The organism is Abyssisolibacter fermentans (assembly GCF_001559865.1).
GTDB classification, from domain to species: Bacteria; Bacillota; Clostridia; order Tissierellales; family MCWD3; genus Abyssisolibacter; species Abyssisolibacter fermentans.
This window is the reverse complement of sequence record NZ_LOHE01000087.1, coordinates 1-16,270: the sequence shown is the minus strand read 5'-3', so window position 1 is coordinate 16,270 and position 16,270 is coordinate 1. Positions and strand designations below refer to the sequence as shown.

Annotated in this window: 22 protein-coding genes; all 22 read left to right on the top strand. The window is 31.9% G+C overall.

Annotated features, from left to right (window positions below; genetic code table 11):
- Positions 1–421 precede the first annotated feature (421 nt).
- Complete coding sequence (locus AYC61_RS21435; protein ID WP_156456513.1) at positions 422–589, top strand: YqzN/YkzM domain-containing protein; 168 nt, start codon at positions 422–424, stop codon at positions 587–589.
- Between the two features lies 1 nt (position 590).
- Complete coding sequence (locus tag AYC61_RS17110; protein WP_066505573.1) at positions 591–1,916, top strand: phage tail sheath family protein; 1,326 nt, start codon at positions 591–593, stop codon at positions 1,914–1,916.
- Between the two features lies 1 nt (position 1,917).
- Positions 1,918–2,388 (top strand): phage tail tube protein, encoded by a 471-nt coding sequence (locus AYC61_RS17105; RefSeq protein ID WP_066505570.1) that lies wholly within the window; start codon positions 1,918–1,920, stop codon positions 2,386–2,388.
- A gap of 13 nt (positions 2,389–2,401) precedes the next feature.
- Positions 2,402–2,818 carry a phage tail assembly chaperone gene (locus AYC61_RS17100; protein WP_066505561.1) on the top strand — a complete coding sequence of 139 codons (417 nt, stop codon included), beginning with the start codon at positions 2,402–2,404 and terminating at the stop codon, positions 2,816–2,818.
- Positions 2,819–2,835: 17 nt separating this feature from the next.
- Entirely contained in the window at positions 2,836–3,006 is a 171-nt protein-coding gene (locus tag AYC61_RS21430; protein WP_156456512.1) for a hypothetical protein, read from the top strand.
- Between the two features lie 28 nt (positions 3,007–3,034).
- A complete protein-coding gene (locus tag AYC61_RS17095) occupies positions 3,035–4,849 on the top strand; it encodes a phage tail tape measure protein (protein WP_066505558.1) in 1,815 nt (604 codons plus the stop codon).
- Positions 4,850–4,864: 15 nt separating this feature from the next.
- Positions 4,865–5,521 (top strand): LysM peptidoglycan-binding domain-containing protein, encoded by a 657-nt coding sequence (locus AYC61_RS17090; RefSeq protein WP_066505554.1) that lies wholly within the window; start codon positions 4,865–4,867, stop codon positions 5,519–5,521.
- 10 nt (positions 5,522–5,531) lie between these two features.
- A complete protein-coding gene (locus tag AYC61_RS17085) occupies positions 5,532–6,500 on the top strand; it encodes an XkdQ/YqbQ family protein (RefSeq protein WP_066505549.1) in 969 nt (322 codons plus the stop codon).
- Between the two features lie 12 nt (positions 6,501–6,512).
- Entirely contained in the window at positions 6,513–6,875 is a 363-nt protein-coding gene (locus AYC61_RS17080; RefSeq protein ID WP_066505547.1) for a DUF2577 domain-containing protein, read from the top strand.
- Positions 6,876–7,271 carry a DUF2634 domain-containing protein gene (locus AYC61_RS17075; protein WP_066505544.1) on the top strand — a complete coding sequence of 132 codons (396 nt, stop codon included), beginning with the start codon at positions 6,876–6,878 and terminating at the stop codon, positions 7,269–7,271.
- Between the two features lie 431 nt (positions 7,272–7,702).
- Positions 7,703–8,779 carry a baseplate J/gp47 family protein gene (locus AYC61_RS17070; protein ID WP_066505542.1) on the top strand — a complete coding sequence of 359 codons (1,077 nt, stop codon included), beginning with the start codon at positions 7,703–7,705 and terminating at the stop codon, positions 8,777–8,779.
- Positions 8,776–9,303, top strand: coding sequence for a putative phage tail protein (locus AYC61_RS17065; protein WP_066505539.1), 528 nt, complete (start codon positions 8,776–8,778; stop codon positions 9,301–9,303). Before AYC61_RS17070 ends, AYC61_RS17065 begins: the two co-directional genes overlap by 4 nt.
- Positions 9,300–10,442, top strand: coding sequence for a hypothetical protein (locus tag AYC61_RS17060; RefSeq protein WP_066505536.1), 1,143 nt, complete (start codon positions 9,300–9,302; stop codon positions 10,440–10,442). Before AYC61_RS17065 ends, AYC61_RS17060 begins: the two co-directional genes overlap by 4 nt.
- A complete protein-coding gene (locus AYC61_RS17055; RefSeq protein ID WP_066505532.1) occupies positions 10,443–10,628 on the top strand; it encodes a hypothetical protein in 186 nt (61 codons plus the stop codon).
- Positions 10,628–10,762, top strand: coding sequence for a hypothetical protein (locus AYC61_RS22130; RefSeq protein ID WP_275935263.1), 135 nt, complete (start codon positions 10,628–10,630; stop codon positions 10,760–10,762). The genes AYC61_RS17055 and AYC61_RS22130 overlap by 1 nt, the downstream gene beginning before the upstream one ends.
- A gap of 363 nt (positions 10,763–11,125) precedes the next feature.
- Entirely contained in the window at positions 11,126–12,196 is a 1,071-nt protein-coding gene (locus tag AYC61_RS17050; RefSeq protein WP_066505529.1) for a baseplate J/gp47 family protein, read from the top strand.
- 11 nt (positions 12,197–12,207) lie between these two features.
- Complete coding sequence (locus tag AYC61_RS17045; protein ID WP_066505525.1) at positions 12,208–12,807, top strand: putative phage tail protein; 600 nt, start codon at positions 12,208–12,210, stop codon at positions 12,805–12,807.
- 282 nt (positions 12,808–13,089) lie between these two features.
- Positions 13,090–13,368, top strand: coding sequence for a hypothetical protein (locus AYC61_RS17040; protein ID WP_066505523.1), 279 nt, complete (start codon positions 13,090–13,092; stop codon positions 13,366–13,368).
- A complete protein-coding gene (locus tag AYC61_RS17035) occupies positions 13,368–15,095 on the top strand; it encodes a tail fiber protein (protein ID WP_066505516.1) in 1,728 nt (575 codons plus the stop codon). Before AYC61_RS17040 ends, AYC61_RS17035 begins: the two co-directional genes overlap by 1 nt.
- A gap of 2 nt (positions 15,096–15,097) precedes the next feature.
- Positions 15,098–15,322 (top strand): hypothetical protein, encoded by a 225-nt coding sequence (locus tag AYC61_RS17030; RefSeq protein WP_066505514.1) that lies wholly within the window; start codon positions 15,098–15,100, stop codon positions 15,320–15,322.
- Positions 15,319–15,495: a CD1375 family protein gene (locus AYC61_RS21425; RefSeq protein WP_156456511.1), complete on the top strand. Its 177-nt coding sequence runs from the start codon at positions 15,319–15,321 to the stop codon at positions 15,493–15,495. The genes AYC61_RS17030 and AYC61_RS21425 overlap by 4 nt, the downstream gene beginning before the upstream one ends.
- A gap of 541 nt (positions 15,496–16,036) precedes the next feature.
- On the top strand, positions 16,037–16,270 hold a 234-nt coding region (gene tnpA / locus AYC61_RS17025), incomplete at its 3' end, for an IS200/IS605 family transposase (RefSeq protein WP_156456510.1).

The following is a 16,270-nucleotide window of genomic DNA, read 5'->3' as shown; positions in this document are numbered from 1 at the left end:
AGAAGATTTCAGTGAATTCGAAGGCATACCAAGTAGGTATGTCAAGAATTTAATGGATATCTTATAAACAGAAGGATGACTTGTTAATGAATCTCATATTCAGTTCCTTCATATGAGTAAGCGACTCACATAAAATCATAGATTTTAGTTCACTGCTCATAATTTTCTATGAATAATCTGGGTTTAAATTAATTTTGATGAAGAAATACAAAAATTAATAAATTAAGAATTATAAAAAAACAGTCGAAAAATCGGCTGTTTTTTATTGTGTATTTTAATCCTCTTTTTTAGTATTTGCAGAGGTAAAAGAACAAAGAAGATATCACATAAAAATAAAAGAAAGGAGATATGTTTTCATAATGATATATGTAGATATCTAAAAATCATTGGGATACTTAAAGTAAATAGTGAGGTGAAACTGATGGCTAAAAAAGAAAAAGCTGGTTTTGAATTAAAGCAGCTACTTTTAAGTAAACAATTTAGTATTAACGAAAAAGACATTTTAAAAGCTATTGTAGGAGAAGAAAAACTTACAATAAGTGAAGCAAAGAAAAAAATTGAAAACTTTTTAAAAAGGAAGGTGAAGTAATTTGAGTAAAACATGGGAATCTCAAAATAAAGTAAGACCGGGGGTATATATTAATACTTTTGCAGCAAATCACAGTATAGTGGCTAATCCTGATAGAGGAGTCGTAGCACTACCATTAGAATTGAACTGGGGTAAAGAAAAAGAAATAGTTGAAATACATGCGGCAGATGTAAATAATGTATTTGGTGAACTAGGATATCATATCACAGATAATGAGTTGATTTTAGTTAGAGAAGCTTTAAAAAGAGCTGAAACATTACTATTATACAGAGTTAATACTGGAATCAAAGCTACTTCAATAATTGGAACAAATTTAACAGCTACAGCATTATACAGTGGAACAAGAGGCAATGACATATCAATAGAAGTTCAAGCAGATGTAGACCATGAAGGTACTTTTATAGTTAAAACATTTGTAGACGGACTAATGGTAGATATTCAAACAGTAAGTAAAGTGGAAGATTTACAAGCTAATAGTTTTGTAGAAATTAGTGGAACAGGAAACTTAGAAGTTGTAGCAGGAACTAAACTATCAGGTGGTAGTAATACAGCTGTTATAGCAAATGATTATTCAGACTTTTTAATAGAAGTAGAAAAAAGAGCAAAAGAAATAAATACAATAGGTTATACTGGCACAGATGCAAGTATTAAAGAACTATATAGAGTATTCATTGAAAGATTAAGAGATGAAGAACAGTTAAAATTACAAGCAATACTTGAAAATTATGAAACAGCTGATTGTGAAGGAATCATATCAGTTAAAAATGGAGTAATATTAGCAGATAATACAGAGCTTGCTGCAAAAGAATGTGTTGCATACGTAGCAGGAGCTACAGCAGGGGCTAATGTAAATGAATCTCTTACTTATGCAGCGTATGACGGAGCAATAGATGTAGATGTAATTTTGACAGGCAGAGAAATAGAAGAAGAGCTTAAAAAAGGTAATATAGTATTTGTTAGAGACGGAAACAAAGTTAAGATAGAACAAGATATTAATACTCTAACAACATACACAACTGAAAAAACAGCAGTATTCAGAAAAAATAGAGTAATAAGAGTATTAGACGGCTTTAATAAAGATGTAAAAAGAATCTATAATGATTTCTTTGTAGGTAAAGTAAACAATGATGAAAGTGGTAGAAATGCATTAAGAAATGAAATAGTTAAACTAGGTAAATACTACGAGTCTATAGGAGCTATACACAATTTTGTATCAGAAGATGTAAAAGTTACAAAAGGGTTAGATAGTGATGCAGCTATAGTAACTACAGCAATTCAACCAACAGATTCAGTTGAAAAAATCTACGTAAATGTGGAGGTGTTATAATATGAGTCAATTTTTAAGAGCGCAAGATCAATTAAGTGGTAAAGAAGGACAAGCATTTGTAACTATAGATGGGAAAAGACATTTCTTGTTTACAGCTAAAAAGATAGAAGCAAAAATAGAAAAAGAAAAATCAGAAAGAAAATCATTAGGAAGACGTGGCTCGCAACACAAAACTATAGGTTGGAAAGGTACAGGAACATTAAGCATTACTTATGCAACAGATTTATTTAGAGAGATGATACTTAAATATATAAATGAAGGTATCGACACATACTTTGATTTACAAGTAATAAATGATGACCCTCAAAGTGCAGTAGGTCAGCATGAGACTATACTAATAGACTGTAATATTGACAGCAGTATAGTTGCATTAATTGATGATAGTGCAGAGGTATTAGAGGAAGAAGTACCATTTACATTTGAAGATATAGATATTCCAAGAAAATTTAAAAAACCAAATTATGTAGATTAGGAGGATTTTACTGATGAGTTTAAAAGCTTTTTTTGCAGAGAATGTTGAAAGACCAGAGCCAATTAAAAGAATAATATCTAATAGATTTAAAGACGAACAAGGAAATCCTATAGCATGGGAGTTCACTCCAGTTGGAGAAAAAAGAAGCAAACAGTTAAGAAAAGAAGCAACAAAAGAAGTAAAAATAAAGAAAAATGTATATAAGGATCAAACAGACTATGAACAGTACTTGTTAAAACTCGCAGTAGAGACAATAACATATCCAGATTTACATGATAAAGCTCTGCAAGACAGCTATGGAGTAATGGGTGCTGAAAGTTTATTACAAGAAATGCTAATATCAGGTGAGTACACACAGCTTATTCAAATAATAAATGAAGTAAATAAATTTGATAGTGAACCTGAACTTGTTAATGAAGCAAAAAACTAATAATGGAGGGCGATACAATGGCAGTTATCTGCCATTATGCCCTCCACAAGCTTCATAAGTATCCTTCAGAGATACTGGGTTTACCAGATAAAGAAAGAGCATTTATCATAGCTAGTATTAAGCAAAAAATAGAGGATGACAAAAGAGAAAGAGATAAAATAAAAGCACAGTCAAATAAAAAAAGATAGACCTTTAATGTTTGAAAGGAGGTGTCTTATGGCTGTAAGTTTAACAAAAAAAGCTACACCAGCAGATATGGTGAAGAAATTAAGTAAGGCGTATGGTTTTTTAAACGATACATTAACTAGCGGTCTTGAGGCGTATGAGCAGTATGATGCGGCGTTAAGTCAAGTACAGGATTCTCTGGGAGCAACAGGAGAACAGATGAATATCATAGATAATGTTTCTAGGGTGCTTGGAGATACTACTCAATTTACTTCAGCAGATGTGGCTGGTGCATTTAATGATGCGGCTCAGTCAGGCTGGAGCTTTGAAAAATCAGTAACAGCAATGCCTAGTGTACTTAATTTAGCGGCAGTAGACGGCATGAATTTTGCGACTTCAGTAGATTGTATAGATAAATACATGTCAGCACTTCAAATAAATGCAGGCGAAACAGAGACTTTAATAGATCAGATGGCAAAGACTTCAGAGATTTCAGGTACAAGTGTAGCTAAGCTAGGGGATGCTATAATAGCAGGAGGAAATTCAGCCCAAAGATTTGGATTAGGACTGTCTGATACAAATGCATTACTAGGAATGTTTGCTCAAAGTGGCATAGAAGGAGCAGACGCAGGACATCAGATGGAAGCAATGCTAAGTAGTGTTTACGATAAATCAGGTAAAGGTGCAAAAGCACTAAGTCAATTGGGAATTGAGGCAGTAAATGCAGATGGATCATTTAGAAATATAACTGATATAATGGGTGATTTAGACAGTAGTATGAGTACAAAATCTATTGATGAGTATAAACAAGCCTTGAGTGATGTATTTGACATTGAGGATGATGATACTATTAATGCTATGATGGAAAATCTGCAAAAGCTTGATGAAAGCAAGGCTCAAATTGAAGATAGTGAAGGAGCAGCCGCAGAAATGGCAGGTGAAAATCCATCAAATGATATACAGCAGTCATTATTTAATATAGGAGCTGCATTTGCTCCAATAATAGATGCGTTCAATACTATAAAAGATACGGCACTGGCTCCATTTTTCGAGGCATTAGCTACTTATGCAGGTTTCCTTGGCACAGTTTTATCTTATTTGATAGTACCATTAAGCTTCTTAGCAAATATATTTACATTTTTATCACCATTGATATATTCAGCAGTAGCAGCAATGCTTGCATATATGGGAATATTGAAATTAAAAATGTTATTTGAAGAGAAAGATAAAATGTTTAAGCAAGTTAAAGCTATTCCAACTATGATTAAAAAGATGACAGTAGATAAGCTCGCTTTAGGACCAATAGGTCTAGTTATAATAGCTGTCACTGCTGTAATTGGATTATTAGTTGGATTGGTTAAGAAATTTGATTGTGTTAGATTAGGAGTAATAAAATTTATCAATGCAATAATTGGTGGAATTAACTGTCTGCTTGAAAAATTATCACATATACCTATAATAGGTGATAAGTTTGAAGGTATGCATATTGATAAATTATCAAATGATGCATTTAAAAAGAAAGAGCAAAAAGATGTACTTGAAGATTTAGGCTTTGACCCGATGGAGCTTGAAAAAGAAAAATTAGAAATGCCAGAACCATTAGAAGTAGCACCACCGCAAAATGGAGAGTTTAATGTTGGTACAGTTTCAAATGTAGAGAATGATGACAGCATGGCAGAAGAAGACATAGAACTTCTTCGAGATTTAGCTACATCAGAAGCTGTCAATAAGTATGCAACACTTGCTCCAAATATCAAAATCGAATTTGGTGACGTAAAAGAAACAGCAGACGTAGACCAAGTTGCAAAGAAATTAGAGCAAATACTCTGTGAACAAATAGCAGTTAGTACAGAGCTTGCTTATTAGTAAGAGGGTGTTAATATGGAATATAATATTTTTTTAAAATATGATGCTACAGAAATTAAAATACCAGTATTACCCGAAGAAATAGAGATAAGTTCAAAGAGTAATAATGAAACAACACATGTACTGGGCATAGGAGAAATAAGTCAAATAAAAGACACAAAGCTGCTTGAAATATCATTTTCAAGCTTTTTTCCTGCAAGCCCTGCTCCATATGTAGTAGAAAAAAGAAATCTTCAAAAACCTTCATATTATATAGATTTTATAGAAAAAATCAGATCAGACAAAAAGCCTGTTGAGCTGAGTATAAGTGGGATGTATGACATAGATATACCTGCTACTATAGAGAAATTTGATAGAAGTGAAAAGGGCGGACAGCCAGGAGATATTTACTACAATATCAGCTTTAAAGAGTACAAAGATTACAAAGTAAAAGAAGTAGATATAAAAAACGTAGAAAAAGATGGAGAGACACAAACACTTATAGAAGAAAAGAGCCAGAGAGATTCACAGAAAAGTATTCCTAAAACTTATACAGTAAAAAAAGGGGACAGCCTTTGGAAGATAGCAAAAAAAGAATTAGGAAACGGCTCAAAATGGGAAGAAATTGCGAAGCTCAATAACCTAAAAGCTAATTATGTCATACATCCGGGTCAAGTGTTAAAGCTTAACTAGGGGGTGCATTATGAAATATGAATTAGTAATAGAAAACAACCAAAATGGTAAAGCATATGATGCAACCAGCCTGATAAAATCAGTAGAGTACGAAACTTCGATAAGCGGTAAACCGGGTAAGCTGAGTTTTGAGCTGATAAAGGATGAAAGCATCTGTTACTTTGAAGGAAATCCTGTAAGATTTTATGTTGATGATAAGCCAATATTTTACGGATACATTTTTTCAAAGAGCAGAGACAGTAATCAAATAATAAAGACAACAGCATATGATCAGCTAAGGTATCTAAAAAACAAAGATAGTTTCGCATTATTTAATAAAACAGCTACAGAGGTAGTGAGGGCTGTAGCTGCTGTATTTAATTTAAGAGTAGGAAATTTAAGTGATACAAAGCATGTCATACCTCAAATGATAATGGACAATAAAACAGGGCTTGATACAATATGTATGGCACTGGATAGAACACTTATTGCAACAGGTGATATGTATGTGTTTTATGATGATTTTGGAAAGCTTAATTTAAAGCATATAAATGAGCTGAGGACTAAGCTAGTAATAGGTGATAAGAGCCTTGCGACTGATTATAAATACAAATCAAGTATAGATGAAAATGTAACAAATCAAGTAAAAATAATGAGAAAAAACAAAGATACAGGCAAAAGAGAAATATATATAGTAAAAGACAGCACCAATATTGCTAAGTGGGGTATCCTGCAGGAATTTGACAAAGCAAAAAATGGTGAAAACAAAGCACAAATACAGCAGAGAGCAGAAAATATGCTCAAGCTGAGAAATAAAGTGTATAGAGAACTGTCAATACCTTGCTTGGGAGATTTTAGAGTGAGAGCAGGGACAGGAGTATATGTTTATCTACCTGATATAGGAGATATTTCTTATGATCAATATTTTATAGTAGAAAGCGTTAAGCACAAGATTTCAAAAGAAGAACATACTATGGATATTGATCTTATTATGGTTTAAAGGAGGTAGATTTTGTTAGTACCAATACAAAAAACAATTAAGAATTACTTAGAGGCAGTTGATTTGACAGATATAACTTATGGAGTAGTGACAAGCATATCTCCATTAAAGATAAAAATTGATCAAAAGCTTGAACTACCAGAGCAGGTACTACTTCTAACAAGCAGTGTCGTTAGAAAAGAAATAGACCTAAAACACGTACATGAATATGAAGATAGTACTATAGATGGATCGTCTAATAAGCAGACAAAAGAAGCATTTAATGAAAAAATAGTAATAACAGAAGGTTTAGAGGTTAAAGATAAGGTGATGCTTTTAAAGGTTAACAATGGACAAAAATATGTTGTTTTAGATAAATTGCAGGCAGGTGATTAAATGTTACCAAAGTCAAATATATCAATAAAAATAAAAGAAGTAAAACAGCCTAGTAAAACATACAAATTAGATTTATTAAACAAAAGAATAGTTGGGTATGTAGACGGTATAGAAGCAGTAAGACAAAGCGTAAACAAAATATTAGAAACAGAAAGATACAAACACTGCATATACAGCTGGGATTACGGCTTTGAAGGAAGAAGTCTGATAGGAAAGGAAACAGATTTTGTCAAAGTAGCTATAAAGAGAAAAATAAAAGAAGCATTATTAGCAGATGATAGAATTTTAGGAATATATAATGTAGACGTGGATGCAAAAGGAGATATAGTTACATGCAGTTTTACAGTAGACAGTAAAGAGGGTTCCTTTGATATGTCGTATCAATTAAATAGTTAGTTGTAACCATGGAGTTGCAAAAATACTTGAATAATGCCTCAATGGATTATTATTTACAGTAAATCTTTGTTTGATATTAAGTGATTAAAGACTGTTTTAGGACCGCAGTCTTTGGCAAGGGAGCCATGCAGGAATCTTTCTCGTCACGGTGGTGTACGAGTTTTTTGATTAGAAGTGAAAGGAAAAAACTCGCGCACCAATGTTCCTTAGAAAGAAACACTGCATGTCTCCTAGTGACTTTATTGGTTGTTCATTATGCTATTTTATCGGGCCTTTTAAAGTAATCCTTTGCAAGAATAAAAGAGAAGTGACTATATAAGTAGTTGATAAGAGAATAAATCCTTTAAGGCATGTATTAGAAACATTGAGGGTTCTCTATGATTTATTGGTAATACGTACTAATATGAAATTCAGATATAGGAGGCGGGAGAGTGGAAAGAAGATTCAAAGATCAGACATTTGAAAATATAATGAAAAGAATGTTATCTAAGATTCCAGATAATATAGACAAAAGGGAAGGTTCTATAATATACGACGCTTTAGCCCCTGCTTGTGTAGAAATGACAGAATTATATATAGAGTTAGATAATATTCTAGAGCTTGCATTTACAGAGACAAGCAATGGTAAATGGTTAGATATGAGATGCGCAGAGCAGGGAATATACAGAAAAGAAGCAGTCAAAGCCCAAAGAGTCGGTATATTCAATGTAAAAGTTCCGATAGATTCACGCTTTAGTATAGATAATGTTGTATATAAGACGATAAGCGAAATTGACACAGTAGTAGAGGACAAGCAGTATGTACTAGAGTGTGAAAAGGCAGGAGAAATAGGAAATACACCTATAGGAAACTTACTTCCGTTAAACTATATAGATCACTTAGAAAGTGCTATTCTAAGTGATATTTTAGTTTCTGGGACAGAGGAAGAGAGTGATGAGGCATTAAAATTAAGATATAAACAAAATTCAGAACAGGCACCAACCAGCGGCAATGTTTTTCACTACATGCAGTGGGCAAAGGAAGTAAAAAATGTTGGAGCTGCAAGAGTAATACCTGTTTGGAATGGAGCAAACTCAGTCAAAGTATTAGTAGTAGATGATGATTTACAACAAGCTTCAGATGAAATAGTAAATAGTGTTCAAGAACACATAGACCCAAATATAACAGGCTTAGGTAAAGGAACAGCACCAATAGGCTGTAAATGCACAGTAGAAAGTGCATCAATAACACCAATAAATATTTCAGCACATATAAACAGAGTTGAGGTATCAAAGGTATCAAATATTTTCAAAAGCAAAGTAGAACTTTATTTCAAAGATTTAATAAAACAAAAATGGCAGTCAGGAGATAACTATTCAGTAAGCTATGCAAAAATAGGTGCATTATTACTAGAGTGTATAGTAGATGCAGGAGGTATAGATTACAACAATCTATTGATAAATGATGTAATAGCTAATGTAGAATTAAACGACAATGTACCAGCTTTAGGGTTGGTGGTTTTAGAATGAAATTGATAGATTATATGCCGGATTATTATAAAGATATATTAGAGGTAGAGAAACTAATTTCTTCTGAGCAAACTGAAATTAATCAACTAAAAGATGTATTAAATGATGTTAGAAACCAGATGTTTGTAGATACTGCAACGTGGGGACTTTCATTATGGGAGAAGGATTTAGAATTAGAAAATGATGCAGATTTAGATATAGAAGAAAAGCGAGCAGCAATAAAATCGAAATGCAGGTCACAAGGAAAAGCAGATGTATATTTATTGCAGAGTATATGCGATGCGTGGAACAAAGGACTAATGGTAGACTTTAACAACGGAGCAATAGAAGTTAAATTTAGCGATAACAAGGAATTACCTTTATACATAGAGCAATTAAAAAAACAAATAGAAAAAGTAAAACCTGCACATTTAGTTGCTCTATATGAATACTTATTGCTAGTAAAAAATATAAACAACATGACTATAAAGCAGTTACAACAGCAAAATGTTAATAATTTTGAATTTGGGGAGGAGATTATATGAGTCAAGAAACAGAAAAGCTAAAATTATTTAAATATGACAGCACAGACGAAGATGCTGTTTTTAATATAGATAAAGCACTTAATGAGAATTGGGATAAGATAGAGCAGGGAATAGAAGAATTGGAAATAAAAACAGACGAATTAAAAATAACAACAAAAAATAACATAGACAAAATAGAATACAAAATCTATAATTTATATCTACAAAATTACTATGAAAATAAAATGTTGAACAAAAGAGGCATGTTCTTTGATGGTTTCATAAATAGCAACATAATTGATCTAAGTAATTCAAGTGCAACTTTATTTACAGAAGGCAAAAAAATCGGGGTAGTACACAAACAAGAAATAAAATTTGATACAGATATATTAAGCTATAAAATTTTTGAAACGGAAGAAAGCTATGGCACTAAACGAATAGGACAAATATTCACTGTAGATAAAAATATACGTATAAGAAAAGTACGTGTAAGTTTAAAAAGAAGGTCAACCACGCAGGATAAAATCAAGTGTTATATAACAAATCTTCATGAGGATGGGTATACTGTTAAAAATACATTGCAAACTTCTACGACGGAAATATCAGCAGACACATTAAAAACTGATAGTCCAACAACGTGTGAATTTAATTTCGATATAGTACTACAACCAGGGAAATATGCTTTTGTTCTAGATAGGATAGGAGTATATGAAGAAAACAGCTGGTTTTCCCTATGCGTAAATGGCAATGAAGAAAAAGGCGAACCAATAACGGCTTTTCGTGAAGGATACTGGCGAAAGGAAAGCGAAACCGCAGTACATGAAATAATAAACGAAAATTCGCCACAGAATCCAGTGTACCAATCCAAACAAATAGGCTTGTCTCAAGATATAAACAATGCGGTACTTTATGTAAAATCAAAAATTGTAAGTGAATGCACAATTAGTGCAGATGTGGCTATTTATAACGATATAGAAACGTTTATTCCGATGACTTTGGAATCAACGAGGAGTCTAGAGAAAGGATATAGAGAAGATAAATTTGTAGCCACAGTTTCCGATAGTGGCAATAAAGTAAAAGTAAAAATAACAATGAATCGGCCGAATGTTACAACAGACTATGAAATAAACGAATACGGGTGCATATTGGGGGTAGTATAGATGGAAAGATTACAACTCAACACTAATTGTTTTGAATTTTTTGAAACAAAAGAAGAAAAAAAACAAAAACAAATAAACGGAGATAAAGATTTAATAATAGCAGATCTATTGATACAAAATGCAGAGAAAGAACAAAGATTAAATGATTTAGAATTAATAGTTGCTGATATGTTAGGAGGTAAATAATGAGAGATTATTATGTTAGATTTCTAAAGAGAATACTACAAATTAAAGGCAAAGATTATATTGATAGTTTGCTTAATTTAGGAACAATCACACAAGATGAATATGATGAAGTATTAAAAATGAATACACCTTAAGGGTGTTATTTTTATATAGATACTTGCAAAACTAAAATTTAAAAATGTGGTAGCTTTTATGTTTTAGCTAATTAGTTTTTGGCGAGGGGACCCATCTCATAATCTTTGACGGTTCCGACAAGAGCTCGTTTCTTATGATTTAAGTGAGAGCGATGAAGAAACGAACTCTTGAAGTCACCTTTCAAAGAAACATGAGATGGTTCCCTAGTAACTATATTGGTGTACCCACTCGGGACGGATCTTTTTGGGTGATATATAGGTTGATCTAAACATGTGTTTTTAGTGAAACATAGAAAAGACTAGAATTTAGAATGAAAATCTACCCAAGCATAACAAATATTATAAGCAAGGACGGTGATAAATTTGCAAAACAAACTATACAATAAAATAACCTTTGAAAATTTAATGAAAAGAGCATTAAAGCATGTACCAGATGATATTGATAAAAGAGAAGGTTCTGTTATTTATGATACTATAGCTGCTGTAGTTGTTGAACTTGCTCAGGAGTATATAGAGCTGGATAATATATTAGAGCTTGGGTTTGTACAGACTTCTAATGGAGAGTGGCTGACAAAGAAATGTTCTGAGCTTGGAGTTAATAGAAAGATGGCTGTTCATGCTGAAAGAAAAGGTATATTTAATGTAGAAATTCCAATAGGTGCTAGGTTTAGTATTGACGATTTAGTCTATACAAACACAGCACCTATTAATATTTCTGGAGCAGATAAAGAATACAAGTTAAGAGCAGAAACAGCGGGAGAGATAGGTAATAAACCATTTGGTGCTTTAATGCCTATAACTTATATCAATGGCTTAGAAAAAGCAGAACTAGCAGAGATAATTACAGCAGGTGAAAATGAAGAAAGTGATGAAAAGTTGTTAAAAAGATATTTAGATACAGCTAACAAGCCAAGCTTTGGAGGTAACAAACAGCAGTATATATCTTTTGTAGAGGAAATAGACGGAGTAGGACATGTTAAATGCTTTCCACTTTGGAATGGCAGAGGAACAGTGAGAATAGTAGCAGTAGCTCCAGATAAACAAGCTTTAAGCAGTGAAAAAGTAACAGAAATACAAAACATAATTGATCCTAAAAAGGACGGTATGGGAGACGGATACGCACCAATAGGACATATAGTAACCGTTGAAACTGCAAATGTATTAAATATAGATGTAGCAGTAGATGTTAATTTGAAAGTAGATATAGACATAGAAGATGTAAAAGCAGAATTACAAACTAAGCTAGAAAAATACCTGCAAGAAAAAAGCTTTGAAGAAACTGTAATCAGACTAAATTCAATAGGAGGTTTAGTCATAGAAACAGATGAAATATTAGACTATCAAAACTTAAAGCTAAATGGAAATACAAAAAATGTAATAGTAGATGAAGATGTAATAATAAAACTCGGTACATTAACAGTTAATCAATACTAGGAGGTGGTATGATGGTGGAAGAAAATAAAACAAATATAAAGTTAAATTTACCTGAGTATTACCATGATATTAAAGATATTGAATATTTGAGTGAGAGTTTAAATAGAGAATTAGATGATATTAAAGAGCAGAGACAGAAAATCTTTAACAACTTTTTTATGAAGGACATGCACGAAGTAGGTTTATCAAGATGGGAAAAAATATTTAATATAAAGCCTAAAAAGACAGATAGCTTACAGTTCAGAAAAAACAGAGTTATATCAAAGTATCAAAGCCGTCCTCCAATATCAATAAAAAGCTTGGAACGAATTTTAAACAATTACTTTGACAAACCAATATTAGAAATAAAGCTAGTGCCAGATGAATATGCATTCATGATAGAATTCATGGCTGATAATGCAAATTTATACAAGGAAATAGAACAACAAGTAATAGAACTAAAACCATCAAACATGGAGCATATACCAACACCAAAAGCAATGAGCACTATAAAATTTAAAGTAAAAGCATCTAAAACTGACATAGAAAGAAACACAAGATTAGGGACAACATGGAAGCTTGGGGTAACACCTTTTGCAGAGGTAATAAGAGTTGAAGAATTAGAGATTTAGCAATGTTGGTAAAAACTACTTGACCTTAATATTATATAGATAATTGCAAAACTAGAATATAAATAAAGTGAAAATTTTTACTGTTTAGTTCAAAAGTTTTGGGTGAGGGGAACCATCTCATAATCTTTGACGGTTCCGACAAGAGCCCGTTTCTTTTGATTTAGTAAAGCTATGAAGAAACGAACTCTTGAAGTCACGCTTTCAAAGAAACATGAGATGTTTCCCTAGTAACTTTTTGTGTATCATACGAAAAGTAATAAAAGAGAGAGGGGTGTTATTTTAATGCAAAATTATATATTAGAAAAGACAGCTAAAAGATTACAAGAAGAAGATATAATCAAAATACTAGTAAATGATACTTTAGAAATAACAGAATTCAACAAAAAAAGAGAAGCCAACAAAGTAACAATAGAATTTGAGTTAAACAACAATCAAGTAGCTTTAGTAACAAATTATAAACTGTTAGATAATGTCGATAATGTTATAGACGAAAGAGATATTTACGTACCTGTAGATGGGATAACAATAATTAGGCAGGAAATAGAGGTGGTGGGAGAATAATGGAATACAATAGTAAAACTAATTGGCAGAGAGAAGATATTGTTACAGAGAAGGATTTGAATAGGATAGAGCAAGGGATAGAAGATGTATGTGGTAAACTTGGAGGGATAAAAGAAGGTGCAGAGGTTAACAGACCAATAAGCGATAGTGTAACATTAGATGATTCAACAACAAGTGCAAGTTCAAAGGCTGTGAAAATTGCTTATGATAAAGCTAGTGAAAAAGTAAATAAAATAGATGAGAATGCAACTAAAATTGGCAATTTAGAAACAAATGTTGATGGTATAGTTAATGAAAAAAGACAACCTAACGGTATAGCAAGTCTTGATGAAAACGCACAAGTGCCTACTGAACAGCTTAACAATGTGCAGTATTTGAAAGATTTTTATGGGAGAAGTGTAAAGAAGGTTGGCTTTGAGACGTTCATTGAGGTTTATGATATATTTAGTAAATATGTAAATAATAACTTAGATTCTAGTACAGTTGGCTCTGTTTCACAATCAACTGGTCTAAGACTAACATCAAATGGTGGTTCGATAGGTTCAATAAAAGAGTTTGCAAATTATATAGAGTTATCAAGAAATACAACAGTGGGAGGTGCCTGTGTTGTAATTAAGGATACAGCTTTTGACTTAACTAATGCTACCTCAGTTGAAATAGATTTTGAAATTATAGACCCCTTTAATGCTATGTATGCTGAATTTGGATTGATTAAAGATAAGAATAATAATAACACGTATACATGTGGGTATCCTGATGGTTTTCTTTATAATAGAGGACCGAATTCCACCATAAGGCAAACTCATGCATTTGATGTTTCAAATGTAACTGGCAATTATTACTTTAAAATGTCAATTTGGGGAAACGAAACTTATAATAAAAGTATTAGAATATACAGTATTAAAATAGATAATAATATGCTTTATCCAAATCAACTAAATTATGATTTTAATAATGCTTCAGTTAGCTTAAAAACATCTACATTATCAACGTCATTACCAATGCCACTATTGCAAATTCCATCACATTTCCTTGATTGGTACTCAATAAACGCTATGGTGAATACTCCGAATGGAACAAATATTAAATTCGATATATATGATAATTACGGAAACTTACTAAAAGAAGATGTGAAACAAGGTGAAATACTTAAACTTACTAATCCAATTATACAACCAAGGGTAACATTAAGTAGGGATACTTTAGAAACGCCTTCACCTTCATTTAGTTGGTTAGAAGTAGGGTATAGAGGCAGTGCAACAGGTGGTGTGTGGAATAAGATTGATGAAATAACACTTGATGTAGATATCGCACAATTAGACATAAGTGTACCAGAAATTTTTAATGAGTTTAGGATAGTAGGTAGAAATATTAAAATAAACAGTAGTTCATTAGATACTTTGTTAATCAATTTCAATAATGATTTTGATACATCGGGTAACTATGGTTCAACTGTAACGAATGGAACTTCTCTTTATTCCTCTAACAAAATATTAACAGGTACTTCGATGTGTAGTAATAATTATAATATGTTATGTGATATTGAAATTAACAATAATGTTAATGATAATATTACATCTATTGAACTTAATGTTGTTAGTTCTTATGCTAAAAGGTCTAATGGTATTGGTGTATGGAAAATTAATCAAAAAATCAATACTATTCATCTATTAAATACATCTTATCAAATTTTAACAGGCTCAACATTCGAGATATGGGGGCGATAGACATGAGCGAATATATCTATGATGAAAAAGGTAAATGGAAAGTACAAGGCATTAGTAAGATGCTTGTAGAACCATCCGAAAGCTACAATCAAGCAAGACTAGCAGAACATCAAGCAGAAGAAGAACAAAAAAAACTAGATAGTCTTGTGCCAACACAAGATGAAATTAGAAAAGCTGAAACTGAAATACAGATTATAAATTTATTACAGGAGGTTGGTTTAATATGACTGTAATCCAAACTAAATTAATGAATGCTTATGCTACTTTAGTGATGGCTAATAGAATGACATTAGAAGAAGTACCTGAAACGGAAGTAACTTTAAAAGACAATTCAACATCTACATTAAGACAAGAAACTAATGTAGAAATAGCAAGAAGGAAGGTTGAAATACTTAGCTAAACAAGCTTATCAACACCCACTCGGGATGTTTTTTTGAGTGAAATACACATATCGATAATATTATTACTTAATATTTACATGTCAAATTATTAATAGCTAAACTCATAAAAAAGCAACATACCAAAAGAAGGAATTTATCAATTTATGAATGCACAGAAAATATGGGTAAAAAAATCTAATTGTAAATAAACCATTTATTCAGCATACGAATTCTGTGAAAAATAGAAACGAAAGAGCATAAAGCTCCTTCGTTTCTACTAATCAAAATATCCTAATATTCTAATATATATGTACTATTATCTAAAAAAATATATTTTACTTTGACTTTCTTAAAAGTCTTTTAATGCTTCTTTTAAAGATTCAATATTTTTATAATACTTATCTTCAATTCCTGTTATGATTACTGAATGAAAATATTAATCCCCCAGCTATGCTGGGGAGAATAGAGTAAGCAGTAGTGTTACGTATGTTATAAAAAAGCCTCCTATGATAATATGATAATGGTGTCGCAAGCCAATATCAAAAATAGGAGGCGGTCCAAATGGACAATTCAAGTTTATCACATACAAGATGGAAATGCCAATATCATATCGTATTTATTCCAAAATACAGACGAAAAGTGATGTATGGACAAGTCAAAGCAGATGTGAGAGAAATACTTACTAAGTTGTGTGAATATCAGAATCTAGAAATGATAGAAGGATCAGTATGTCAAGATCACGTGCATTTGTGTGTAAGTATACCAACCAAATTTAGTGTTTCAGAATTTGTAGGG